At 74.6% G+C, this 17,739-nt stretch carries 13 protein-coding genes; 5 read left to right on the top strand and 8 right to left on the bottom strand.

What is annotated here, in order from left to right:
• Positions 1 to 9 precede the first annotated feature (9 nt).
• Both AC0OLQ_RS05845 and AC0OLQ_RS05840 read right to left on the bottom strand, forming a co-directional pair.
• Complete coding sequence (locus AC0OLQ_RS05845) at positions 10 to 1,101, bottom strand: mannose-1-phosphate guanylyltransferase (protein WP_484530488.1); 1,092 nt, start codon at positions 1,099 to 1,101, stop codon at positions 10 to 12.
• A gap of 63 nt (positions 1,102 to 1,164) precedes the next feature.
• The gene (locus AC0OLQ_RS05840) at positions 1,165 to 2,310 is read right to left on the bottom strand and encodes a glycosyltransferase family 4 protein (RefSeq protein WP_484530487.1); all 1,146 of its coding nucleotides are present in this window, start codon (positions 2,308 to 2,310) and stop codon (positions 1,165 to 1,167) included.
• 151 nt (positions 2,311 to 2,461) lie between these two features.
• On the opposite strand from AC0OLQ_RS05840, the gene AC0OLQ_RS05835 reads away from it, so the two are divergent.
• On the top strand, positions 2,462 to 3,151 hold the full coding sequence (locus tag AC0OLQ_RS05835) for a TIGR03089 family protein (protein WP_484530486.1): 690 nt from the start codon (positions 2,462 to 2,464) through the stop codon (positions 3,149 to 3,151).
• 120 nt (positions 3,152 to 3,271) lie between these two features.
• On the opposite strand, the gene AC0OLQ_RS05830 is transcribed toward AC0OLQ_RS05835, so the two are convergent.
• Together AC0OLQ_RS05830 and AC0OLQ_RS05825 are read right to left on the bottom strand one after the other, a co-directional pair.
• Positions 3,272 to 5,260 (bottom strand): acetoacetate--CoA ligase, encoded by a 1,989-nt coding sequence (locus AC0OLQ_RS05830; RefSeq protein WP_484530485.1) that lies wholly within the window; start codon positions 5,258 to 5,260, stop codon positions 3,272 to 3,274.
• Positions 5,261 to 5,414: 154 nt separating this feature from the next.
• A complete protein-coding gene (locus AC0OLQ_RS05825; RefSeq protein ID WP_484530484.1) occupies positions 5,415 to 5,930 on the bottom strand; it encodes an acyl-CoA thioesterase in 516 nt (171 codons plus the stop codon).
• Positions 5,931 to 5,953: 23 nt separating this feature from the next.
• Between AC0OLQ_RS05825 and AC0OLQ_RS05820 the strand changes: the two genes are divergently transcribed.
• Positions 5,954 to 6,613, top strand: a complete 660-nt coding sequence (locus AC0OLQ_RS05820) for a hypothetical protein (protein ID WP_357337018.1) — start codon at positions 5,954 to 5,956, stop codon at positions 6,611 to 6,613.
• A 55-nt stretch (positions 6,614 to 6,668) separates the two neighbouring features.
• Here the strand turns inward: AC0OLQ_RS05820 and AC0OLQ_RS05815 are convergent, their stop codons facing one another.
• Entirely contained in the window at positions 6,669 to 7,832 is a 1,164-nt protein-coding gene (locus AC0OLQ_RS05815) for an acyl-CoA dehydrogenase family protein (protein ID WP_357335361.1), read from the bottom strand.
• A 243-nt stretch (positions 7,833 to 8,075) separates the two neighbouring features.
• Here AC0OLQ_RS05815 and AC0OLQ_RS05810 point away from each other — a divergent pair, with 243 nt between their 5' ends.
• Positions 8,076 to 9,503: a UDP-glucose dehydrogenase family protein gene (locus tag AC0OLQ_RS05810; protein WP_484530483.1), complete on the top strand. Its 1,428-nt coding sequence runs from the start codon at positions 8,076 to 8,078 to the stop codon at positions 9,501 to 9,503.
• Positions 9,504 to 9,664: 161 nt separating this feature from the next.
• On the top strand, positions 9,665 to 14,575 hold the full coding sequence (locus AC0OLQ_RS05805; RefSeq protein WP_484530482.1) for an SCO7613 C-terminal domain-containing membrane protein: 4,911 nt from the start codon (positions 9,665 to 9,667) through the stop codon (positions 14,573 to 14,575).
• A 7-nt stretch (positions 14,576 to 14,582) separates the two neighbouring features.
• Here the strand turns inward: AC0OLQ_RS05805 and purE are convergent, their stop codons facing one another.
• Together purE and AC0OLQ_RS05795 are read right to left on the bottom strand one after the other, a co-directional pair.
• Positions 14,583 to 15,074, bottom strand: a complete 492-nt coding sequence (purE, locus tag AC0OLQ_RS05800; RefSeq protein ID WP_484530481.1) for a 5-(carboxyamino)imidazole ribonucleotide mutase — start codon at positions 15,072 to 15,074, stop codon at positions 14,583 to 14,585.
• A 40-nt stretch (positions 15,075 to 15,114) separates the two neighbouring features.
• Positions 15,115 to 16,287, bottom strand: coding sequence for a 5-(carboxyamino)imidazole ribonucleotide synthase (locus tag AC0OLQ_RS05795; RefSeq protein WP_484530480.1), 1,173 nt, complete (start codon positions 16,285 to 16,287; stop codon positions 15,115 to 15,117).
• Between the two features lie 105 nt (positions 16,288 to 16,392).
• On the opposite strand from AC0OLQ_RS05795, the gene AC0OLQ_RS05790 reads away from it, so the two are divergent.
• Positions 16,393 to 17,043, top strand: coding sequence for a pyridoxine/pyridoxamine 5'-phosphate oxidase (locus AC0OLQ_RS05790; protein ID WP_484530479.1), 651 nt, complete (start codon positions 16,393 to 16,395; stop codon positions 17,041 to 17,043).
• Between the two features lie 127 nt (positions 17,044 to 17,170).
• On the opposite strand, the gene AC0OLQ_RS05785 is transcribed toward AC0OLQ_RS05790, so the two are convergent.
• Entirely contained in the window at positions 17,171 to 17,647 is a 477-nt protein-coding gene (locus AC0OLQ_RS05785) for a hypothetical protein (protein ID WP_357335347.1), read from the bottom strand.
• Between the last annotated feature and the right edge of the window lie 92 nt (positions 17,648 to 17,739).

Here is a 17,739-nt window from a genome sequence, read left to right as displayed (position 1 = left end):
GGGACCCGGTCAGACCAGTCCCTCCTCGCCGCGCTCCTTGAGCTCGTCGACCACCTTCTTCACGTCCTGCGCCCGGTCGCGCGGGCAGACCAGCAGGGCGTCCGGGGTGTCCACCACGATCAGGTCGTGGACCCCGATCGCGGCCACCAGCCGGCCGGACTGCGGCACCACCACCACGCCGGTGCTGTCTCGCAGCAGCACACCCGGCTTGGCGTCGCCGCCCAGCACCACGTTGCCGGCGGCGTCGGCGGGGAGCACCTCGCCGAGGGTGTGGAAGTCGCCGACGTCGTTCCACCCGAAGTCGCCCGGGACGGTCGCCACCCGGCCGGCGGTCGCCGCGCCCTCCATCACCGCGTAGTCGACGGAGATCTTCGGCAGGGTCGGCCAGACCGTGCCGAGGACGTCGTCCTGCTCGGGGGTGCCCCAGGCCGCCGCGATCGCGGCGATCCCCGCGTGCAGGGCCGGCTGCTGCCGGGCGAGCTCGGCCAGGAAGACATCCACCCGCCAGACGAACATGCTGGCGTTCCAGAGGTGCCGGCCGGAGCGCACGTAGCCCTCCGCCACGTCGGCGGCCGGCTTCTCCTTGAACTCGATCACGGGGCGCAGCGGGCCGTCACCCACCGGCTCACCCGTCTCCAGGTAGCCGTAGCCGGTCTCGGCCCGGGTCGGGGTGATGCCCACGGTCATCAGCGAACCCTGCTCGGCGCCGCGGATCGCCTGCCGGACCACCTCGGCCCAGCGCGCCGGGTCACCGATCAGGTGGTCGGCGGCGAAGGAGCCCATCACCGCCTCCGGCTCGCGTTCGGCGATCACCGCCGCGGCCAGCGCGATCGCCGCGCAGGAGTCCCGCGGCGAGGGCTCGACCAGGATGTTCTCCTCCGGCACGCCCGCCAGTTGCCGGGCCACCGCCGCGACGTGCGCGGCCCCGGTGACCACCAGCGTGCGTTCGGGCGCGGTCAACGGCGACAGTCGGTCCACCGTGGCCTGGAGCAGCGAGGCCGGGGTGCCGGTCAGCGGGTGGAGGAACTTGGGGTGGCCGGCACGGGACAGCGGCCACAACCTCGTGCCACTGCCACCCGCCGGGATGACGGCGTAGAACATCAGCACATCATGCCCGAACCGTCCCACTACGGGCCGGGGGTCGGACGTACCCGCAGGTGACACTCAGGCACGCGCCCGGCTCCACGCAGCGATGTGCACCTCCGCGCTGGACTCCCAGGTGAACTCCTTGGCCCGGTCGAAACCGGCCTTGGCCAGGGAGAGGCGACGCTGCTCGTCGTCGAGCAGCGCGGTCAGGTCGGTGGCGATCTGTTCCGGGTCCTCGCTGGTGTACGCCACGGCGTCGCCGCCCACCTCGGGCAGGGAGAGCCGCGGGGTGGTGAGCACCGGCGCCGCGCACGCCATCGCCTCCAGGATGGGCAGGCCGAAGCCCTCGCCGTAGGACGGGTAGGCGGCGACCAGCGCGCCACCGAGGAAGCCGGGCAGGTCGGCGTAGCGCAGGTAGCCGGGGCGGAGCAGCCGCAGGTGCGACGGCACCTCGGCCACCGCGCGGTCGATGTCGTCGTCGTGCCCCTGACCGCCGGCGATGACCAGCGCGGGCGGGTTCTCCCGGTCGGCCACCGCGCGGACCCAGCCGCGGATCAGATTGGGTACGTTCTTGCGCGGCTCCTTGGCCCCGAGGAACGCGACGTAGCTGCTGCTGCCGAGCCCGAGGCGGGCGCGGACCCGTGCCTTCTCCTCCTCGCTCGGGGCGTGGAAGGCGGCCTGGTCGACCCCGTGGTAGGCCACGTCGATCCGGGTCGGATCGGCGTCCAGCAGGCGGATCAGCTCGTCCCGGGTGGCCTTGCTCGGCACGATCACCCGGTTGGCGCGGCGCAGCGAGGTCTTGATCGCGCTGCGGAAGAAGGTGCGGCGCGACTTGTCGTAGTGCTCCGGCTCGGTGAAGAAGGTCGCGTCGTGCACGGTGACCGTGACCGGGCAGCCGGCCCGCAGCGGGCAGGTGTAGAAGGGCGAGTGCAGCACCTCGGCGCCCACCTGCTGGGCCAGCAGCGGCAGGCCGGTCTGCTCCCAGGCGAGCCGGGCGGGGCGGTGCGCGACGGCCGCCGGGGCGGGGATCACCTCGGCGCCGGGCAGCATCCGGGTGTAGCGCTCCAGGTCGGTGCGGAGGCTCACCACGGCCAGGTCGACGCCGGAGCCGCAGACCCGGCCGAGGGCACCGAGCAGGCCGTCGACGTATCTACCGACGCCGCCGCGATCGGCGGGGACACTCGTGGCGTCGATGAGCACGCGGGGCGGGCGACCGGCGGTCACGGGGCGACTCCTCAGGCTGGCGCGTCTGTGGGGAACAACACTGTCGGCAAGCCTACGCCGGGCCGGGTGCCCGACGCTGACTGCGACCCGACGGTACGCCGACTTGTCGTTGTCATCGAGTACGCGTCCCGGGCGCGTATCGTTCGCGCCGATGGCCGACAACATTGCCCGGGTGTTCGCCGACGCGATCGCGACCGACCCCGCCCGCCCGCTGCTGACCTGGTACGACGACGCCACCGGCGAGCGCACCGAACTTTCCGGCGCGACGCTGGCGAACTGGGTGGCCAAGACGGCCAACCTACTGGTCGACGAGGTCGCCCTCGCCCCCGGCGACTCGGCCGCCGTGCTGCTGCCGCCGCACTGGCAGACCGCCGCCGTGCTGCTCGGCTGCTGGTCGGCGAAGCTGACCGTGGCCGAGACACCGGGCGACGTGGACGTGCTCTTCGCCGCCGCCGGCGGGGTCGACGAGGCGGGCGCCTGGTCGGCGGGCGAGCGCTACGCGCTGGCCCTCGACCCGTTCGCGATGCCGATGCGGGAGGTGCCGGCCGGCTTCGCCGACTTCGTGTCGGCGGTACGCGGCCACGGCGACCACTTCAGCCCGTACCCGGGGGGCGGCGCCGGGGACGAAGCTCTGCTGGCCCGCGCGGAGGCCCGGGCCACGGAGCTCTGCCTCACTCCCGGCGACCGGCTGCTGATCGACGTGACCCGGCACCCCGACCCGGTCGACTGGCTGCTGGCCCCGCTCACGGCCGGCGCCACCCTGGTCGCCTGCGCCAACCTGGACCCGACCCGCCTCGACGCCCGCACGGCAACGGAAAAGGTCACCCGCGCCCTGACCTGAGCCGAGCCCTCACCCCTCCCCCTCGCGATCTTGCAGTTGCGGCCCCCGGTCCGGGGGATTCACCCCTTTCGTCGGGGCCGAGAGTGCAAGATCGCCGAGGCGGGGAGGGCAGGGGGAGGGTCAGGCGCGGGTGGGGTGGTCGGACTCGGCGCGGCGCTGGGCGAAGGCGGCGAAGGCGGTCAGCGACTCCGGGTTGGCCAGGGCGCCCCTGGCCGCGGCGTTGTCCACCGGGGTGCCGGTGAGGATCTTCTTGACCGGCACCTCCAGCTTCTTGGCGGAGAGGGTGCGCGGGACGGCCCGGACCTGGTGGATCTCGTCGGGGACGTGCCGCGGCGACAGCGCGGTACGCAGCTCCCGGCAGATCTTCTTCCGCAGCTCGTCGTCCAACTCCAGGCCCTCGGCCAGCACCACGAAGAGCAGCAGCTCGCCGGCCCCGCCCTCGTCGTCCTCGAGGTGCACCACGACCGAGTCGACCACCTCGTCCAGCCCCTCGACCACCGAGTAGAACTCGGCCGTGCCGAGCCGGACGCCGCCCCGGTTGAGGGTGGCGTCGGAGCGGCCGGTGATCACGCAGCCGCCGCGCTCGTTGACGGTGATCCAGTCGCCGTGCCGCCAGACCCCGGGGTAGAGCTCGAAGTACGCCTCCCGGTAGCGGGAGCCGTCGGTGTCGTTCCAGAAGCCGACCGGCATGCTCGGCATCGGCTCGGTGATCACCAACTCGCCGAGCTGGCCGATCACCGGCGTGCCGTCGGCCGAGCGGGCCTCCACCTTCGCGCCGAGCGCCCGGCAGGTGATCTCGCCGGCGTGCACCGGCAGCAGCGGCACGCCGCCGACGAAGCCGGTGCAGACGTCCGTGCCGCCGGAGAGCGACTGGAGCTGGAGGTGGTCGCCGACGTTCTCGTAGACCCAGGTGAAGCCCTCGGCCGGCAGCGGGGCGCCGGTCGAGCCGACCCCGCGCAGCGCGGACAGGTCGGTGATCTCCTTCGGGACCAGCCCGGCCTTGCGGCAGGCCAGCAGGAACGGCGCCGAGGTGCCGAAGTAGGTGGTGCCGGTCTCCGCCGCCAGCCGCCAGAGCGCGCCCAAGTCGGGGTGGCCCGGGTTGCCGTCGAAGAGCACGATCGCCGCGCCCACCGCCGGCCCGGAGACCAGGAAGTTCCACATCATCCAGCCGGTGGTGGTGAACCAGAAGAACCGGTCGGCCGGGCCCAGGTCGTGGTGCAGGGCCAGCATCTTCAGGTGCTCCAGCAGGATGCCGCCGTGGCCGTGCACGATCGGCTTGGGCAGCCCCGTGGTGCCGGAGGAGTAGAGCACGTAGAGCGGGTGGTCGACGGGCACCGGCGTGAAGGACAGCGCCTCGTCGGTCTGCGCCGCCAACTCCGCCCAGGAGAGCGCGCCCTCCGGCGGCGCCCCGGCCGGATCGAGGTAGGCGATGCCGACGGTGTGCCGCAGGGACGGCAGGGCGGCCCGGATGGCGGCCACCTCGGCGCGCCGGTCGACCGGCTTGTCGCCGTAGCGGTAGCCGTCGACCGCCACGAGCACCGTGGGCTCGATCTGCTGCCAGCGGTCGGTGACGCTGCGGGTGCCGAACTCGGGCGCGCAGGAGGAGAAGATCGCGCCGAGGCTGGCGGTGGCGAGCAGCAGGACGTAGGTCTCCGGGATGTTCGGCGCGTACGCCCCCACCCGGTCGCCCTGCCCCACACCGAGCCGGCGCAGGCCGGCCGCCACCCGGCGGACCCGGTCGCGCAACTGCGCGGCGGTCAGCGTCTCCGGTGCGCGGGTCTGCCCGTGCGCGATCACCACCGGGTCGTCGTCGCCCCGGCCGGGCATCCGCAGCACGTTCTCGGCGTAGTTGAGCGTGGCGCCGGGGAACCAGCGTGTGCCCGGCATGGTCCGATCGGTGAGCGTGGCGGTCGGCGGGGTGTGCGCGACCACCTCGAAGTAGTCCCAGATCGACTGCCAGAAGCCGGCCAGGTCGGTGACTGACCACTGCCACAGCGCGTCGTAGTCGGCGAACTCCAGCCCCCGGTGCTCGGTCAGCCAGCGCAGGTAGTCGCCGATCCGGGACCGCTCACGCACGTCGGCCGGCGGCGTCCACAGCACGTCACCCACTGTTCCACCCTCCCTGAGGCCCCCTCACGACACTGTGCATGGGCCGTGGCGCCATCTTGCCCTACCTCGCCAGGCCATTCTCCGCACCGGGTGCCGGTGACGGGGCGTGGCCGGCCCACACGCCCGGCCCGCAGGGTGTGTGGGCCGGCCGCCGTCAGCCGGCCCGGTGGGCCTGGATCGCCCGGCGGCGGGCCAGCCGGTGGGCCCGGCGGATCTCCGCCTCCCGGTAGCGCCGCTCGTCCTCCGGGGTCTCCGGCAGCACCGGCCGGACCGTGCGCGGCGCGCCGCCCACGTCCACCCCCACGAAGACCAGGTACGCCGTGGCGACCCGGACCGGCTCGTCCTCTGCCGAGTCCCAGCGCTCGGCGACCACCTTCACCCCGATCTCCATCGAGGTGTTGCCGGTCCAGTTGACCTGGGCGTGCGCGTGCACCAGGTCGCCCACCCGGACCGGCTCGGAGAAGACGATCTCGTCGATCGAGGCGGTGACCGCGGTGCCCCCGCTGTGCCGGGCCGCCGCCGCCCCGGCGACGTCGTCGACGAACTTCATCAGTACCCCACCGTGCACGGTCCCGTACAGATTGACATCGACAGCGGTCATGATGCGACTCAGCGTGACCCGCGAGTACGAGGTCGGCTTGCCCTGCGGGGCGGAGGGGTGATCTGTCATGCCGAAAACGGTACGGTGCGCGGATGCGACATCTCTGGAGCTTCCTCGCCGGGTTGGTGGTGGCGCCCGTCACCTGGGTGCTCGTCACGCTCGGTCAGGACGGATCTGGGCGCACCGTGCACCGATGGGTGGAGATCGGTACGTACAGCACGCCCAACCTGATCGAGCCGGCCGTCTACCTGGGCGTCGCCGGCATCCTGCTCGGCCTGCTCGGCACGCTGCGCTTCTCACCACTCGGTCCGGCCGTGGCCGGGCTGCTGCTCGTGGTCCCCTACCTCGGGCTGTTCGTCGCGCCCTTCACCGTCCGGAACCGGATCCCCGAGGACTGGAAGATGCTCGGGGACCCGCTGCCGCTGCGCCAGCCATTGGAGAACGGCACGCTGTTCCTGGTCGGCGTGCTGCTGCTGATGGCCGTGTTCAGCGGCCAGCGCTGGCGGCAGCGGGCGGTCGGGCCGCCGGCCGAGGCGGAGCTGACCTCGGCCGACAAGCCGGTCGAGCACAACCCCTCGCTCGGCGACTGGCCACCGGCCGACCCGAAGAAGGACGGCGATCCGGCCCCGCTCACGCTGGCCTATCCCGACAACCCCACCGAACCCCTGCCCCGCCGCACCGGCGGCGAGTCGCCGTGGTCCGCGCCCCCGCGCGCGACCACCCGGCCGGAGGGCACCACCGAGATCCGTTGACGACCGCGGGCGGGCCGGTCACCCGGCCCGCCCGCCCGATCGTCGCCCCGGAGGGTCAGCCCTTGAGCAGCTGGCGCGCCATGACGATGCGCTGCACCTGGTTGGTGCCCTCGTAGATCTGGGTGATCTTGGCGTCGCGCATCATCCGCTCGACCGGGTAGTCCCGGGTGTAGCCGTAGCCGCCGAGCAGCTGCACCGCGTCGGTGGTGATCTCCATGGCGGCGTCCGAGGCGAAGCACTTGGCCGCCGCGCCGAAGTAGGTCAGGTCGGCGTCGCCCCGCTCGGACTTGCCGGCGGCGGTGTAGGTGAGCTGGCGGGCCGCCTCCAGCTTCATGCCCATGTCGGCCACCATGAACTGGATGCCCTGGAAGTCGGCGACCGGCTTGCCGAACTGCTTGCGCTCCTGGATGTAGCCCTTGGCGTAGTCCAGCGCGCCCTGCGCGATGCCGACCGCCTGCGCGGCGATGGTGACCCGGGTGTGGTCCAGGGTCCGCATCGCCGTGGCGAAGCCGGTGCCCTCGGCGCCGATCATCCGGTCGGCCGGGATCCGGACGTTGTCGAAGTAGACCTCGCGGGTCGGCGAACCCTTGATGCCGAGCTTCTTCTCCGGCGCGCCGAAGCTCACCCCGGCGTCGGACTTCTCCACCACGAAGGCGGAGATACCCCGGGACCGGGCTGTGGGATCGGTCACAGCGAAGACCGTGTAGTACTCCGACACGCCCGCGTTGGTGATCCACCGCTTCACGCCGTTGAGCACCCAGTGGTCGCCGTCGCGGACCGCCTTGGTGGTCATCGAGGCGGCGTCGCTGCCCGCCTCCGGCTCGGAGAGGCAGTAGGAGAACATCGCGTCGCCGGCCGCCACCGGGGTCAGGTACTTCCGCTTCAGCTCCTCGGAGCCGGCCAGGATCAGCGGCATGGTGCCCAGCTTGTTCACCGCCGGGATCAGCGAGGACGAGGCGCAGGCGCGGGCCACCTCCTCGATCACGATGGCCGTGGCCAGCGCGTCCGCACCGGCGCCGCCGTACTCGACGGGGATGTGCGGGGCGTGGAAGTCGGCGGCCCGCAGCGCGTCGTAGGACGCCTTCGGGAACTCGCCCGTCTCATCCGCTTCAGCGGCGTGCGGGGCGACCTTCGCCGCACAGACCTCCCGGACCGCCTCCCGGATCGCGTCGTGCTCCTCCGGCAACCGGTAGACGTCGAACGACTGCTCTGCGGGCATGTCAGCCCTCCCCTTTCACCGCTATCATGCGCAGACTGTGGCGCCCGAAGGCTGCCGACTGCCGCAGACTGAAGGATAGCCACCAGGGTTCAGCCGGACCTTACCGGCGGGTAGGCTCGCGCACGAGCGGGGGCGACAGGCCACAACTACCCTCACACTCAGAGTTCCCCTCGGTGCCGGCCCTGGCGCCCCAGCAGAACGCGACGCAAGGAAGCGCCGCCAGTGCGAGCGGAGAAGACAGGCGTGACGATCCCGTACCCGAACACCCAGCCGATGCCCGCCATCGCCGCGGTGACGCCGCCCTCGGGCGCAGCCCGACCCCGGGTGACCTTCCTGGGCACCGGCTACCTCGGCGCGACGTACGCCATCTGCTACGCCGAGCTGGGCTACGAGGTGCTCGGCTTCGACGTGGACGCGGACAAGATCGCGAAGCTGAACGCCGGCGAGGTGCCGATCCACGAGCCTGGCCTCGACGAGCTGCTCCGGCGCAACCTGGCCACCGGCCGGCTCCGGTTCAGCACCGACATCCAGGAGACCGCCGACTTCGGCGACGTGCACTTCATCTGCGTCGGCACCCCGCAGCGGGCCGACGGGATGGGCGCCGACCTGTCCTACGTCGAGGCGTCGGTGACCAACCTCGCCCAGCACCTGAGCCGCAAGGCCCTGATCGTCGGCAAGTCCACCGTGCCGGTGGGCACCGCCGAGTGGGTGGAGCAGCTGGTCGGCAAGCACACCCCGGCCGACCTGGGCGTCGAGGTGGCCTGGAGCCCCGAGTTCCTCCAGGAGGGCTTCGCCGTCGACGACGTGCTGCGGCCCAACCGGATCGTGGTCGGGGTCAAGAGCGAGTGGGCCAACGGCATGCTCTACGCCGCCCACAAGGGCGTCTTCGACCTGGCTGCCACCGAGGACCGCGAGGTGCCGCTGGTGGTCACCGACTTCGCCACCGCGGAGCTGGTCAAGGTCGCGGCGAACGCCTTCCTGGCCACCAAGATCTCCTTCATCAACGCGATGGCCGAGGTCTGCGAGGCCGCCGGCGGCGACGTCACCCAGCTCGCCCGCTCGATCGGCTACGACCCGCGGATCGGCAACCGCTTCCTCCAGGCCGGCCTCGGCTTCGGCGGCGCCTGCCTGCCCAAGGACATCCGGGCCTTCCAGGCCCGCGCCCAGGAGCTCGGCGCCGGCGAGGCGCTGCGCTTCCTGCACGAGGTGGACCTGATCAACCTGCGCCGGCGGACCCGGGTGATCCAGCTCGCCGCCGACCTGCTCGGCCGCCGCTCCGGCCCGGCCGGCCCGGACCTCTCCGGCACCCGGATCGCCGTGCTCGGCGCCACCTTCAAGCCGAACACCGACGACGTCCGGGACGCCCCGGCGCTGGCGGTCGCCGCCCTGCTCGGCAAGGCCGGCGCCGACGTGCACGTGTTCGACCCGCAGGGCGTGGAGAACGCCCGCCGCGCGGTGCCGGAGCTGACCTACGAGGCGACCATGAACGACGCCGTCCGCGGCGCCGACCTGGTCTGCGTCCTCACCGAGTGGGCCGAGTTCCGCAACGCCGACCCGGTCGCCCTGGGCGAGCTGGTCAACGGCCGCAAGGTGGTCGACGGCCGCAACTGCCTGGACTCCACACTGTGGACACAGGCCGGGTGGGAGTACCGCGGCATGGGCCGCCCCTGACCCCGTGAACCGTCGGCCGGCCGGCCGGGGACCCGTTCCCCGGCCGGCCGGTCCTTTTTGTTGTCCGGAACGCGCCCGCAACTGTCGAAATCCCGGCCCGGTCAAGGCATGCTGCGACAGGGAGGCCCACCGCGCGGGGGCCGACCGGACGGGAGAGAGTCGTGCAGACCTTCAGGTGCGCCTCGTGCGGGCGGGAGATCAAGCCCGCCGTCGTCTGCCCGCACTGCGGCGCCGACCAGCCACAGTGGGCCGAGCACCTGGCCGAGATCGAGCGCTCGATCGCCGAGATGAAGGCCCGCGACGCCGAGATCGCCCGCGAGCAGCGGCAGATCGCCGCCAAGATGCAGGCGGCCCTCTTCCAGCGGGACATCCTGGCGCACGCCGGTGAGGAACGGATCAAGCAGGCCACCCGGCCCCGCCGCGTGCTGCGCCGCCGGCCCGGCCGCCGCCCACCGACCGCCACCACGGGCGCGCCGCCCCGGGTGCCCCGCCAGGGCACCCCGCCGACCGGTCCGGACGACCTCCCCCCTCCGCCGCCCCGCAGCCGCCCGCAGTGGCTCGACGCGGACGACCCGGAGCACCCGCCGGAGGCGTCCTCGCGGGAGGTGCAGAACATCCCCCTCGGGCTCGGCGCGCTGCTGCTCGGCGTCGCGGCGGTGGTCTTCGCCGCGGTGGCCACCAGCTCGATGGACGCGCTGGCCCGGCTCGGCGTGCTGCTGCTGGCCACGGTGCTGATGCTGCTCGCCCCGCCGGTGCTGGCCCGGCGCGGGCTCACCTCGACCGCCGAGACGATCGCCGCGGTGGGCCTGCTGCTGGTGCCGCTGGCCGGCTACGCGCTCTGGGCCGTCGACCGGGTCGGCGGCGGCACCTCCGGCGCCGCCTTCTCCGGGTCCATCTTCCTGGTCACCACCGTGGTCGCCTTCGGGTACGCGTACGGGACCGGGCTGCGGGCGCCCCGCTTCGCCACCGTGCTGGCCGCCCAGCCGGTGCTGCCCCTGCTCGCGTACGAGCGGATCACCGCGCCGGCCGGCTGGGCGCTGGTGCTCACCGTGGTGGCCGTGGTCGACCTGGCGCTGGCCCGGTCGGCGGTGGTGCTCGAACGCCCGGTCCGGCGGGACCTGCCGATCCCGCCGCCGGAGCCCGCCCCGCCCCGGCAGCGCGCCGCCGACGACCGGCCCGAGTCGGCCCCGGAGGAGGCCGCCGAGGTGCTCGGCGGGGAGCCGCCCCCCGGCGCGGAGCCGGTCCCGCCGGCGCGCCCGGTGCCGTGGCTGCGCGAGCTGACCTGGCTGCTGCACGGGGCGGCGGTCGCCGTCGCCCTGGCGTACGCGGTCACCGCCCTGCTGCGCGCCACCACCGTGCCGGCCGCCGCCGGGTCGGGCGCCGTCCTGCTGCTCGCCGCGCTGGTCGGGCTGGCCGGGACGCTGGTGCTGCGCCGGCCGCCGCTGCCGGACGTGGGTGCCGGCATCGTCACCCTCGCGGTGATCGGCGCGCTGGGCCGGGTCGCCTCGGTCGCCTACCCGGGCCGGTCGCTGCTGCTCATCGCCGCGGTCATCGCGCTCACCGGGTTCGCCGTCCGGGGCGTACCGGAGGCGGCCCGGCGGGGTCCGCAGCTCGCCTCGGCGGTGGCGCTCACGGTCAGCGGCCTGGTGGTGGCCGGCGGCGCGCTGCGCGCCGGGCTGGCCCCGGTCCGCGCGGCGCTGCCCGCCTGGTCGGCGGAGCTCAGCGGGTGGCACGCCGAGCTGGCGGCGGGGGTCGGCCGGACCGGCTGGCAGCTCGCCGCCAGTGCCCTGCTGCTCACCATCGCCGCGGTGGTCGCCCTGCCGGCGGACATTCGGCGCGAGTTCGCGGTGGTCGGGGCGGCGCTGACCGCGCTCGCCGTGCCCGCCTCGCTCGGGCTGGGCTGGGCGACCGCCTGCTGGCCGATGCTGCTGACCGCGGTGGCCATCGGCGTGCTCGGGCTCACCGCCGGCACCGAGCGCGCCGCGCTGGCCCACTCGGTTACCGCCGCCGGGCTGGGACTGATCGGGGCCGGGGCCGCGCTCGCCCGGCCCGCGCTCACCGCCGCCGCGCTGACCCTTCTCTTCCTGGCCGGCGCGCTGGTGTCGCTGGCGCCCCGGGTCCGGATCGCCGCCGCCGCCGCGGACACCGTCTGCGCCTGGGCGGCCGGCGGGGCGGCGTTCGCGTTCCCCGGTGCGGTGGCCGCGTTCGTCGCCGCCACGGTGCCGACCGCGCCGGCCGCCACCTCCGCGAACCTGCGCGAGGTCACCGTCCCGATCCTCGCGGCGAGCTTCCTCGGCGTCTGCGTCACGCTCGGCTATGCCGCCCTCGTCCAGGTCGCGCAGCGGCGCCTCAGCGTGCCGCACGCGCTCGGCACCGTGCTGGGTGCGGTGGCGGTCGCGGCGGCCGCGTTCGGGGCGCCCGGCGCCACCACCGCCGACGCCTGGGTGGGCGGGCTGCTGCTGGTCGCCGCCGCGCTGCTGGCGCTGGCCCCCCGGATCGACGCGGGCCGCCGCGCCGACCTGTCCCTCGACGGGTCCGACCTGGCCCTCGCCGCCGCCACGGTGGCACTCATCGCCACCCTGGTCCGGATCGCCGCCGTGCTGGCCCCCGGTGGCCAGCTCGTGGTGGCCGCCGCGCTGGTGTCCGTGGTCGCGGTCGCCGCCCGGGCGATGCCCGAGGAGTGGCGGCGCGGGCCGGTCCTCGGCATCGCGGCCGGCGGCACGCTGATCGGCCTGATCGCGGCCTGGAGTGCGCTGCGCGGCGGGGTCGGCGTGCTGGCCACGCCGGGCCCGATCTGGGCCGGCGACCTGAGCGGCTGGCCGGCCGCCCCGACCGGCGGGTCGACCTGGCAGGCACCGGTCGCGCTGGTGCTGCTGGCCGTGGCCGCCGCCATCCTGCTGCCGCCGCCCTGGAGGTACGACGTCTCCGGCGCGGCCGCCGTGCTCGCGACCATCGGCGCCCCGGCCGCGTTCGACCTGCCCTGGTGGTCGCCGGTGCTGGTGGGCGCCATGGTCGCCACCGTCTTCGGGATGGCGGCGGTGGCCGCGGCCGACCCGCGGGCCGCGCTGTCCCGGGCCACGGTGGCCGGGGTGGTCGCCCTGCACGCGGCCGGCGCCGGGCTGGTCCGCCCGTGGACCACCGCGCTGGCGCTGGGCAGCATCGCGCTGATCGGGGTGACGGTGGCCGCCCTGGCCCGGGGGCTCGCACCGACGATGACGGAGGACGTCCGCACCGAGGGGATGCCGGCGCACCTGGTGCAGATCGGCGGCGCCGCGGCCGGCGCCGCCCTGCTCGCCCTGCCCGGGGCGGTGGCCGCCCTGGCCGCCGAGTTCGGCCGGCCCCCGCAGGTGGTGCTCACCGCCGCGCTGGCCGCGTCCAGCATCGGCCTGGCCGCGGTGGCGGCCGTCCGCCGGCAGGTCCCGCAGTACCTCCCGTACGCGAGCGTGGCCGTGGTGGGCGGCGCGACGGTCAGCGCGGCCGCCGCCGTGATCACCCACCTGCCCGCCGGGGTGTACGCCGCCGCGGCGGCGCTGCTCGGCGTGCTCGCCGAGCTGATCCGGGCCGCCACCGTCCCGCCGGCCGGCTCGGCCCAGCCGGTCCGCCGCTGGTCGGTGCTGCTCAACGGGGCGCTGCGCCGAGGGCCGGACGATCCGGCCGAGCTGCGCTGGCGGGTCAGCCCGGCAGCCGGGGCGCTCGCCGCGGCGGCGCTGCCCACCGCCCTGGCCCTGGCCACCCTGGCGCCGGCGCTGGTGGTGGCGCTGGTCGAGCCGCTCCGGGTGCTGTCCCGGGTCTGGCAGGGGCCGCCGCCGGAACTGCTCACCCCGCCAGCCGAGGCGGTGAATGCCACCCACGTGCTCACCGCGCTGCTGCTCACCGCGACGGCGGCGCTCGCCGCCACCGGGTTCAGCGGCGGGCGACGGTCCCGGGCGGTGCCGGTGATCCTGCCCGGGGCGGCGCTCACGCTGCTGATCACCCCGGTGGCGCTGGGCCGCGGCTGGCCGGTGACCGCGCTGGCCGGACTGGCCGTCTTCACCGTTTCGATGCTGGGGCTGGCGCTCACCCCGCCGCCGGCCGTGGCCGAACCGGCCCGCTCGATCCGGGTCGCCCGGGTCCTGGTGTTCGCCATCGGGCTGGCCGCCGGGAACGCCGGGCTCGCCGGCAGCCTCGCCACCCGGGAGCTGACCCTGTTCACGCTGGGCGGCGCGGTCGGCGTGGGCACGGTCGCCGCGCTCTTCGGCACCACCCAGCGGGCCCGCATCCTCGGCTGGCTCTTCGCCTCGCTGATGGCCCAGCTCTTCGTGCTCACCCTCGGCCTGGTGGCCGGGCTCGCCGCGGTCTGGTCCGCGTTCGGGGTGCTGGCCGTCGGGGCGGCGCTCCAGGTCTTCGCCGCCGCCCTCCCCCGGCTGCGCCGGCCGGAGGCGTACCGGGAGGCGGCCACCGTCGAGTGGAGCGGCCACGCCGCGGCGCTCATCGCGCTGGCCCTGGCGTACGACTCGCCCCGGCACATCGCCGCGCTGCTGGCCGCCTGGGGCGCCGTCCTCGGGATGGCGGCCAGCCGCCCGGGCCGCCGGCCGGTGGAGCGGAGCCTGTTGATCTGGGGCGTGGTGATCTGCGAGATCAGCGCCTGGTGGATCCTCATGCGGACGGCCGACGTGGCGCTGCCCGAGGCCTACACCCTGCCGTTCGCGGTGCTCGCCCTGCTGGTCGGGATGCTGCAACTGCGCCAGCGGCCCGACCTGTCGAGCTGGGTGGCGTACGGGCCGGCGCTGGTCGCCGCGTTCGTGCCGACGCTGGCGATCGTGCTGGCCACCGAGTCCAGCATGCTGCGTCAGGTGCTGCTGCTGCTCGGCGCCGTGGCGGTGCTGATCTTCGGCTCGACGAGCCGGCAGCAGGCGCCCGTGATCGTGGGCGCCTCGGTCACCGCGATCGCCGCGGTGCACGCGCTGGTCAGCCTCGGCCCGTGGCTGGTGCTGATCCCGGTCGGCTTCGTCCTGCTGGTGCTCGGCGCGAGCAACGAGCGCCGCCGCCGCGCCCAGGAACGCCTCCAGACGGCCCTCCGCGGGATGAGGTGAACCCGGTTCAGCTGAGCGAGGCGCGCAGGTTCGCTTCCTTCTCGGCGACCAGGTCCTCGAGGCCTGCCTGGTAGTCGGCCATCCGGTCGCGCAGCGCCGGGTCGGAGGCGCCGAGGATGCGTACGGCGAGCAGCCCCGCGTTGCGGGCGTTGCCGATCGACACCGTGGCCACCGGCACGCCGGCCGGCATCTGCACGATGGAGAGCAGCGAGTCCATCCCGTCGAGGTACTTCAGCGGCACCGGCACGCCGATCACCGGCAGCGGGGTGACCGAGGCGACCATGCCGGGCAGGTGGGCCGCCCCGCCCGCCCCGGCGATGATCACCTTGATGCCGCGGTCGGCGGCGGCCCGGCCGTACTCGATCATCTTGACCGGGGTGCGGTGGGCCGACACCACGCCGACCTCGTACGGCACGCCGAACTCGTCCAGCGCCTCGGCGGCGGCCTTCATGACCGGCCAGTCCGAGTCACTGCCCATGATCAGCCCGACGGTGCTCATGCTGTTCTGCCTTCCGTTCGCGACTGCGGGGCTCGCAAGCTCACTCCTCGCGCTCACTGGCGCCTTCGCGCAGCCAGCGGGCGGCACGCGCGGCCCGGGCCCGTACGTCGTCCAGGTCGGTGCCGAGCACGGTGACGTGCCCGATCTTGCGGCCCGGGCGCACCTGCTTGCCGTACAGGTGGACCTTGGCCCCGGGTTCGGCGGCGAAGAGGTGGTGCAGCCGCTCGTCGATGGACATGCCGCCCGGCTCGCCGCCGAGCACGTTCGCCATCACCACGACCGGCGCGGTGAGCGAGGTGTCCCCCATCGGGTAGTCGAGCACGGCCCGCAGGTGTTGCTCGAACTGGGAGGTCCGGGCCCCCTCGATGGTCCAGTGCCCGGAGTTGTGCGGCCGCATGGCCAGCTCGTTCACCACCAGCCCGGTGGGCGTCTCGAACAGCTCCACTGCGAGCAGGCCGACCACGCCGAGCGCGGTGGCCAGGTCGATGGCGAGCTGCTGCGCGGCGACCGCCCGCTCCTCCGGCAGGTCGGGCGCCGGGGCGAGCACCTCGACGCAGATTCCGTCCCGCTGCACCGTCTCCACCACCGGGTACGCCGCGACCTGCCCGAACGGCGAGCGGGCCACCTGCACGGCCAGTTCCCGGCGCAGCGCCACCCGCTCCTCGACGATCAGCGGGGTGCCCCCGGCCAGCAGGGTGGTGGCCAGCTCGGCGGCCGCGGTGGCGTCGTCCACCATCCAGACGCCCCGGCCGTCGTAGCCGCCCCGGGCGGCCTTGAGCACCACCGGCCAGCCGATCTCGGTGCCGAACGCGACCAGGTCGGCCGGCGCCTCCACGGGACGCCAGGCCGGGTTCGGCGCGCCCAGCTCGGCGAGCCGCTCCCGCATCACCCGCTTGTCCTGCGCGTGCACCAGTGCCTCGGCCGGCGGGAAGAGCTTGACGCCCTCCTCGGTCAGGGCGCGGATGTGCGCGTTGGGCACGTGCTCGTGGTCGAAGGTGACCACGTCGCACGCCTTCGCGAAGGTGCGCAGGGCGGCGAGGTCGGTGTGGTCGCCGTACTGGACGTCGGCGGCGACCAGGGCCGCGCCGTCGTCCGGGGCGAGCGCCAGCACGCGCAGTGACTGGCCGAGGGCGATGGCGGCCTGGTGGGTCATCCGGGCGAGCTGTCCGCCGCCCACCATGCCGACGACAGGCAGTCCGGTACGGGAATCCATAGCGCCGCCAGCCTATCGGGGCCGGCACCGGCCTCCCGCCCGAGGGCCGGGACTCGTCCCCGGGGGGTCGATCCGGGCGTGACCACGGTTGACAGGATCACCCCCATGACGACCCGCGACACGCTGCGCGCCCTGCCGGTGCTGGCTCACGACATGCCGTCCTTCGACCCGACCGACGTTCCGGCGGAGCCCACCGCGCTCTTCGCCGACTGGCTCGCCGAGGCGGTCGCCGCGGGCGTGGACGAGCCGCACGCGATGACCGTCTCGACCGTCGACGCCGACGGCGCACCCGACGCGCGGGTACTGATCCTCAAGGACCTCGACGCCGCCGGCTGGCACTTCGCCACCACCTCGACCAGCGCCAAGGGGCGTCAGCTCGCCGGCAACCCGCGGATCGCGCTCAGCTTCCACTGGCGGGAGCAGGGCCGACAGGTCCGGGTACGCGGTACCGCCCGGCCTGCCGCCCCCGACGTCTCCCGGCGGGACTTCCTGGCCCGGCTCGAGGGCTCCCGGATCGCGACCCTGGCCGGCCGCCAGAGCGCCGTCCTGGCCGACCGCGCCGAGCTGGACCGGGAACTGGCCGCGGTGCGGGTCCGGTTGGCCGCCGATCCCGGGCTGGTCGCCGAGGGGCACACGGTCTACTCGGTGACCCCGGCAACCGTCGAGTTCTGGCAGGCCGACCGGAAGCGCCGGCACGTCCGGCTGCGGTATCGGCGGGTGGCCGAGGGGTGGACCCGCGAACTGCTCTGGCCGTGACCGTCAGCCGCGTCGGGCGATCAGATCCTTGGCCGAGGTGATCGGGCGATCGCAGGGGCCGTCCGCCTCTCGGGGTGGTGGCCGCCCCGCCGGCCTGCCGCCGGTCCCGGCCGTCGGGAGGGGTGGGTCAGCTCGCCGTGGAGATCGCGGTCCGGCGCGGGGCGCGGGCGACCTCGCGGGCAGTGGTCCGGGCGATCAGCAGCGAACCGAGCACCGTCGGGGCGAGCCAGGCGACCAGGTGCCCGCCGGTCATCTGCACGGCGAACCCGGTGACGAACGCGATCACCGTGCTGCCCATCAGGTTGAGGTGCCAGATCCGCCAGCCCCGGCCACCGAGCCCGCGGGGCCGACGCCGGGCGAACCAGAGCCCGCCGACCAGCCAGCCGAGGGTGAGCGCGCCGAGCACGGCCAACCCCCACAGGCGCGCCGGGTCGTACGCGAAGAGCCCGAAGGCGCTGAGGCTGAGGCTGACGGCGGCGCCCGCGTAGATCCGGCCGAGCAGGGTGTGCCGGCCGCGCCGCTTCGGCGCGAGCAGCACGGGCAGCGCCAGCAGCAGCCCGGCGGTGCCGCTGGCGGCGTGGAGCACGACGAGAACGGTGTGCACGGGTCCCCCTCCCGCGACATCCCAATGTGGGAGGTCGATGAGTTCAGCATCGGACCTGACACAATGGGATGTCAAGGAGATTCGCGAAGGAG

This window comes from Micromonospora sp. Utrum1 (assembly GCF_057197805.1).
Note: the sequence above shows the minus strand (reverse complement) of the source record. Positions and strands in the feature narration are given on the sequence as shown.

Excerpts from the sequence above, each read along its gene's own strand:
- AC0OLQ_RS05825 (WP_484530484.1), bottom strand. The coding sequence starts at position 5,930 with ATGACAGATCACCCCTCCGCCCCGCAGGGCAAGCCGACCTCGTACTCG.
- AC0OLQ_RS05845 (WP_484530488.1), bottom strand. The coding sequence starts at position 1,101 with ATGTTCTACGCCGTCATCCCGGCGGGTGGCAGTGGCACGAGGTTGTGG.
- AC0OLQ_RS05820 (WP_357337018.1), top strand. The coding sequence starts at position 5,954 with ATGCGACATCTCTGGAGCTTCCTCGCCGGGTTGGTGGTGGCGCCCGTC.
- AC0OLQ_RS05835 (WP_484530486.1), top strand. The coding sequence starts at position 2,462 with ATGGCCGACAACATTGCCCGGGTGTTCGCCGACGCGATCGCGACCGAC.
- AC0OLQ_RS05795 (WP_484530480.1), bottom strand. The coding sequence starts at position 16,287 with ATGGATTCCCGTACCGGACTGCCTGTCGTCGGCATGGTGGGCGGCGGA.
- AC0OLQ_RS05790 (WP_484530479.1), top strand. The coding sequence starts at position 16,393 with ATGACGACCCGCGACACGCTGCGCGCCCTGCCGGTGCTGGCTCACGAC.
- AC0OLQ_RS05815 (WP_357335361.1), bottom strand. The coding sequence starts at position 7,832 with ATGCCCGCAGAGCAGTCGTTCGACGTCTACCGGTTGCCGGAGGAGCAC.
- purE (WP_484530481.1), bottom strand. The coding sequence starts at position 15,074 with ATGAGCACCGTCGGGCTGATCATGGGCAGTGACTCGGACTGGCCGGTC.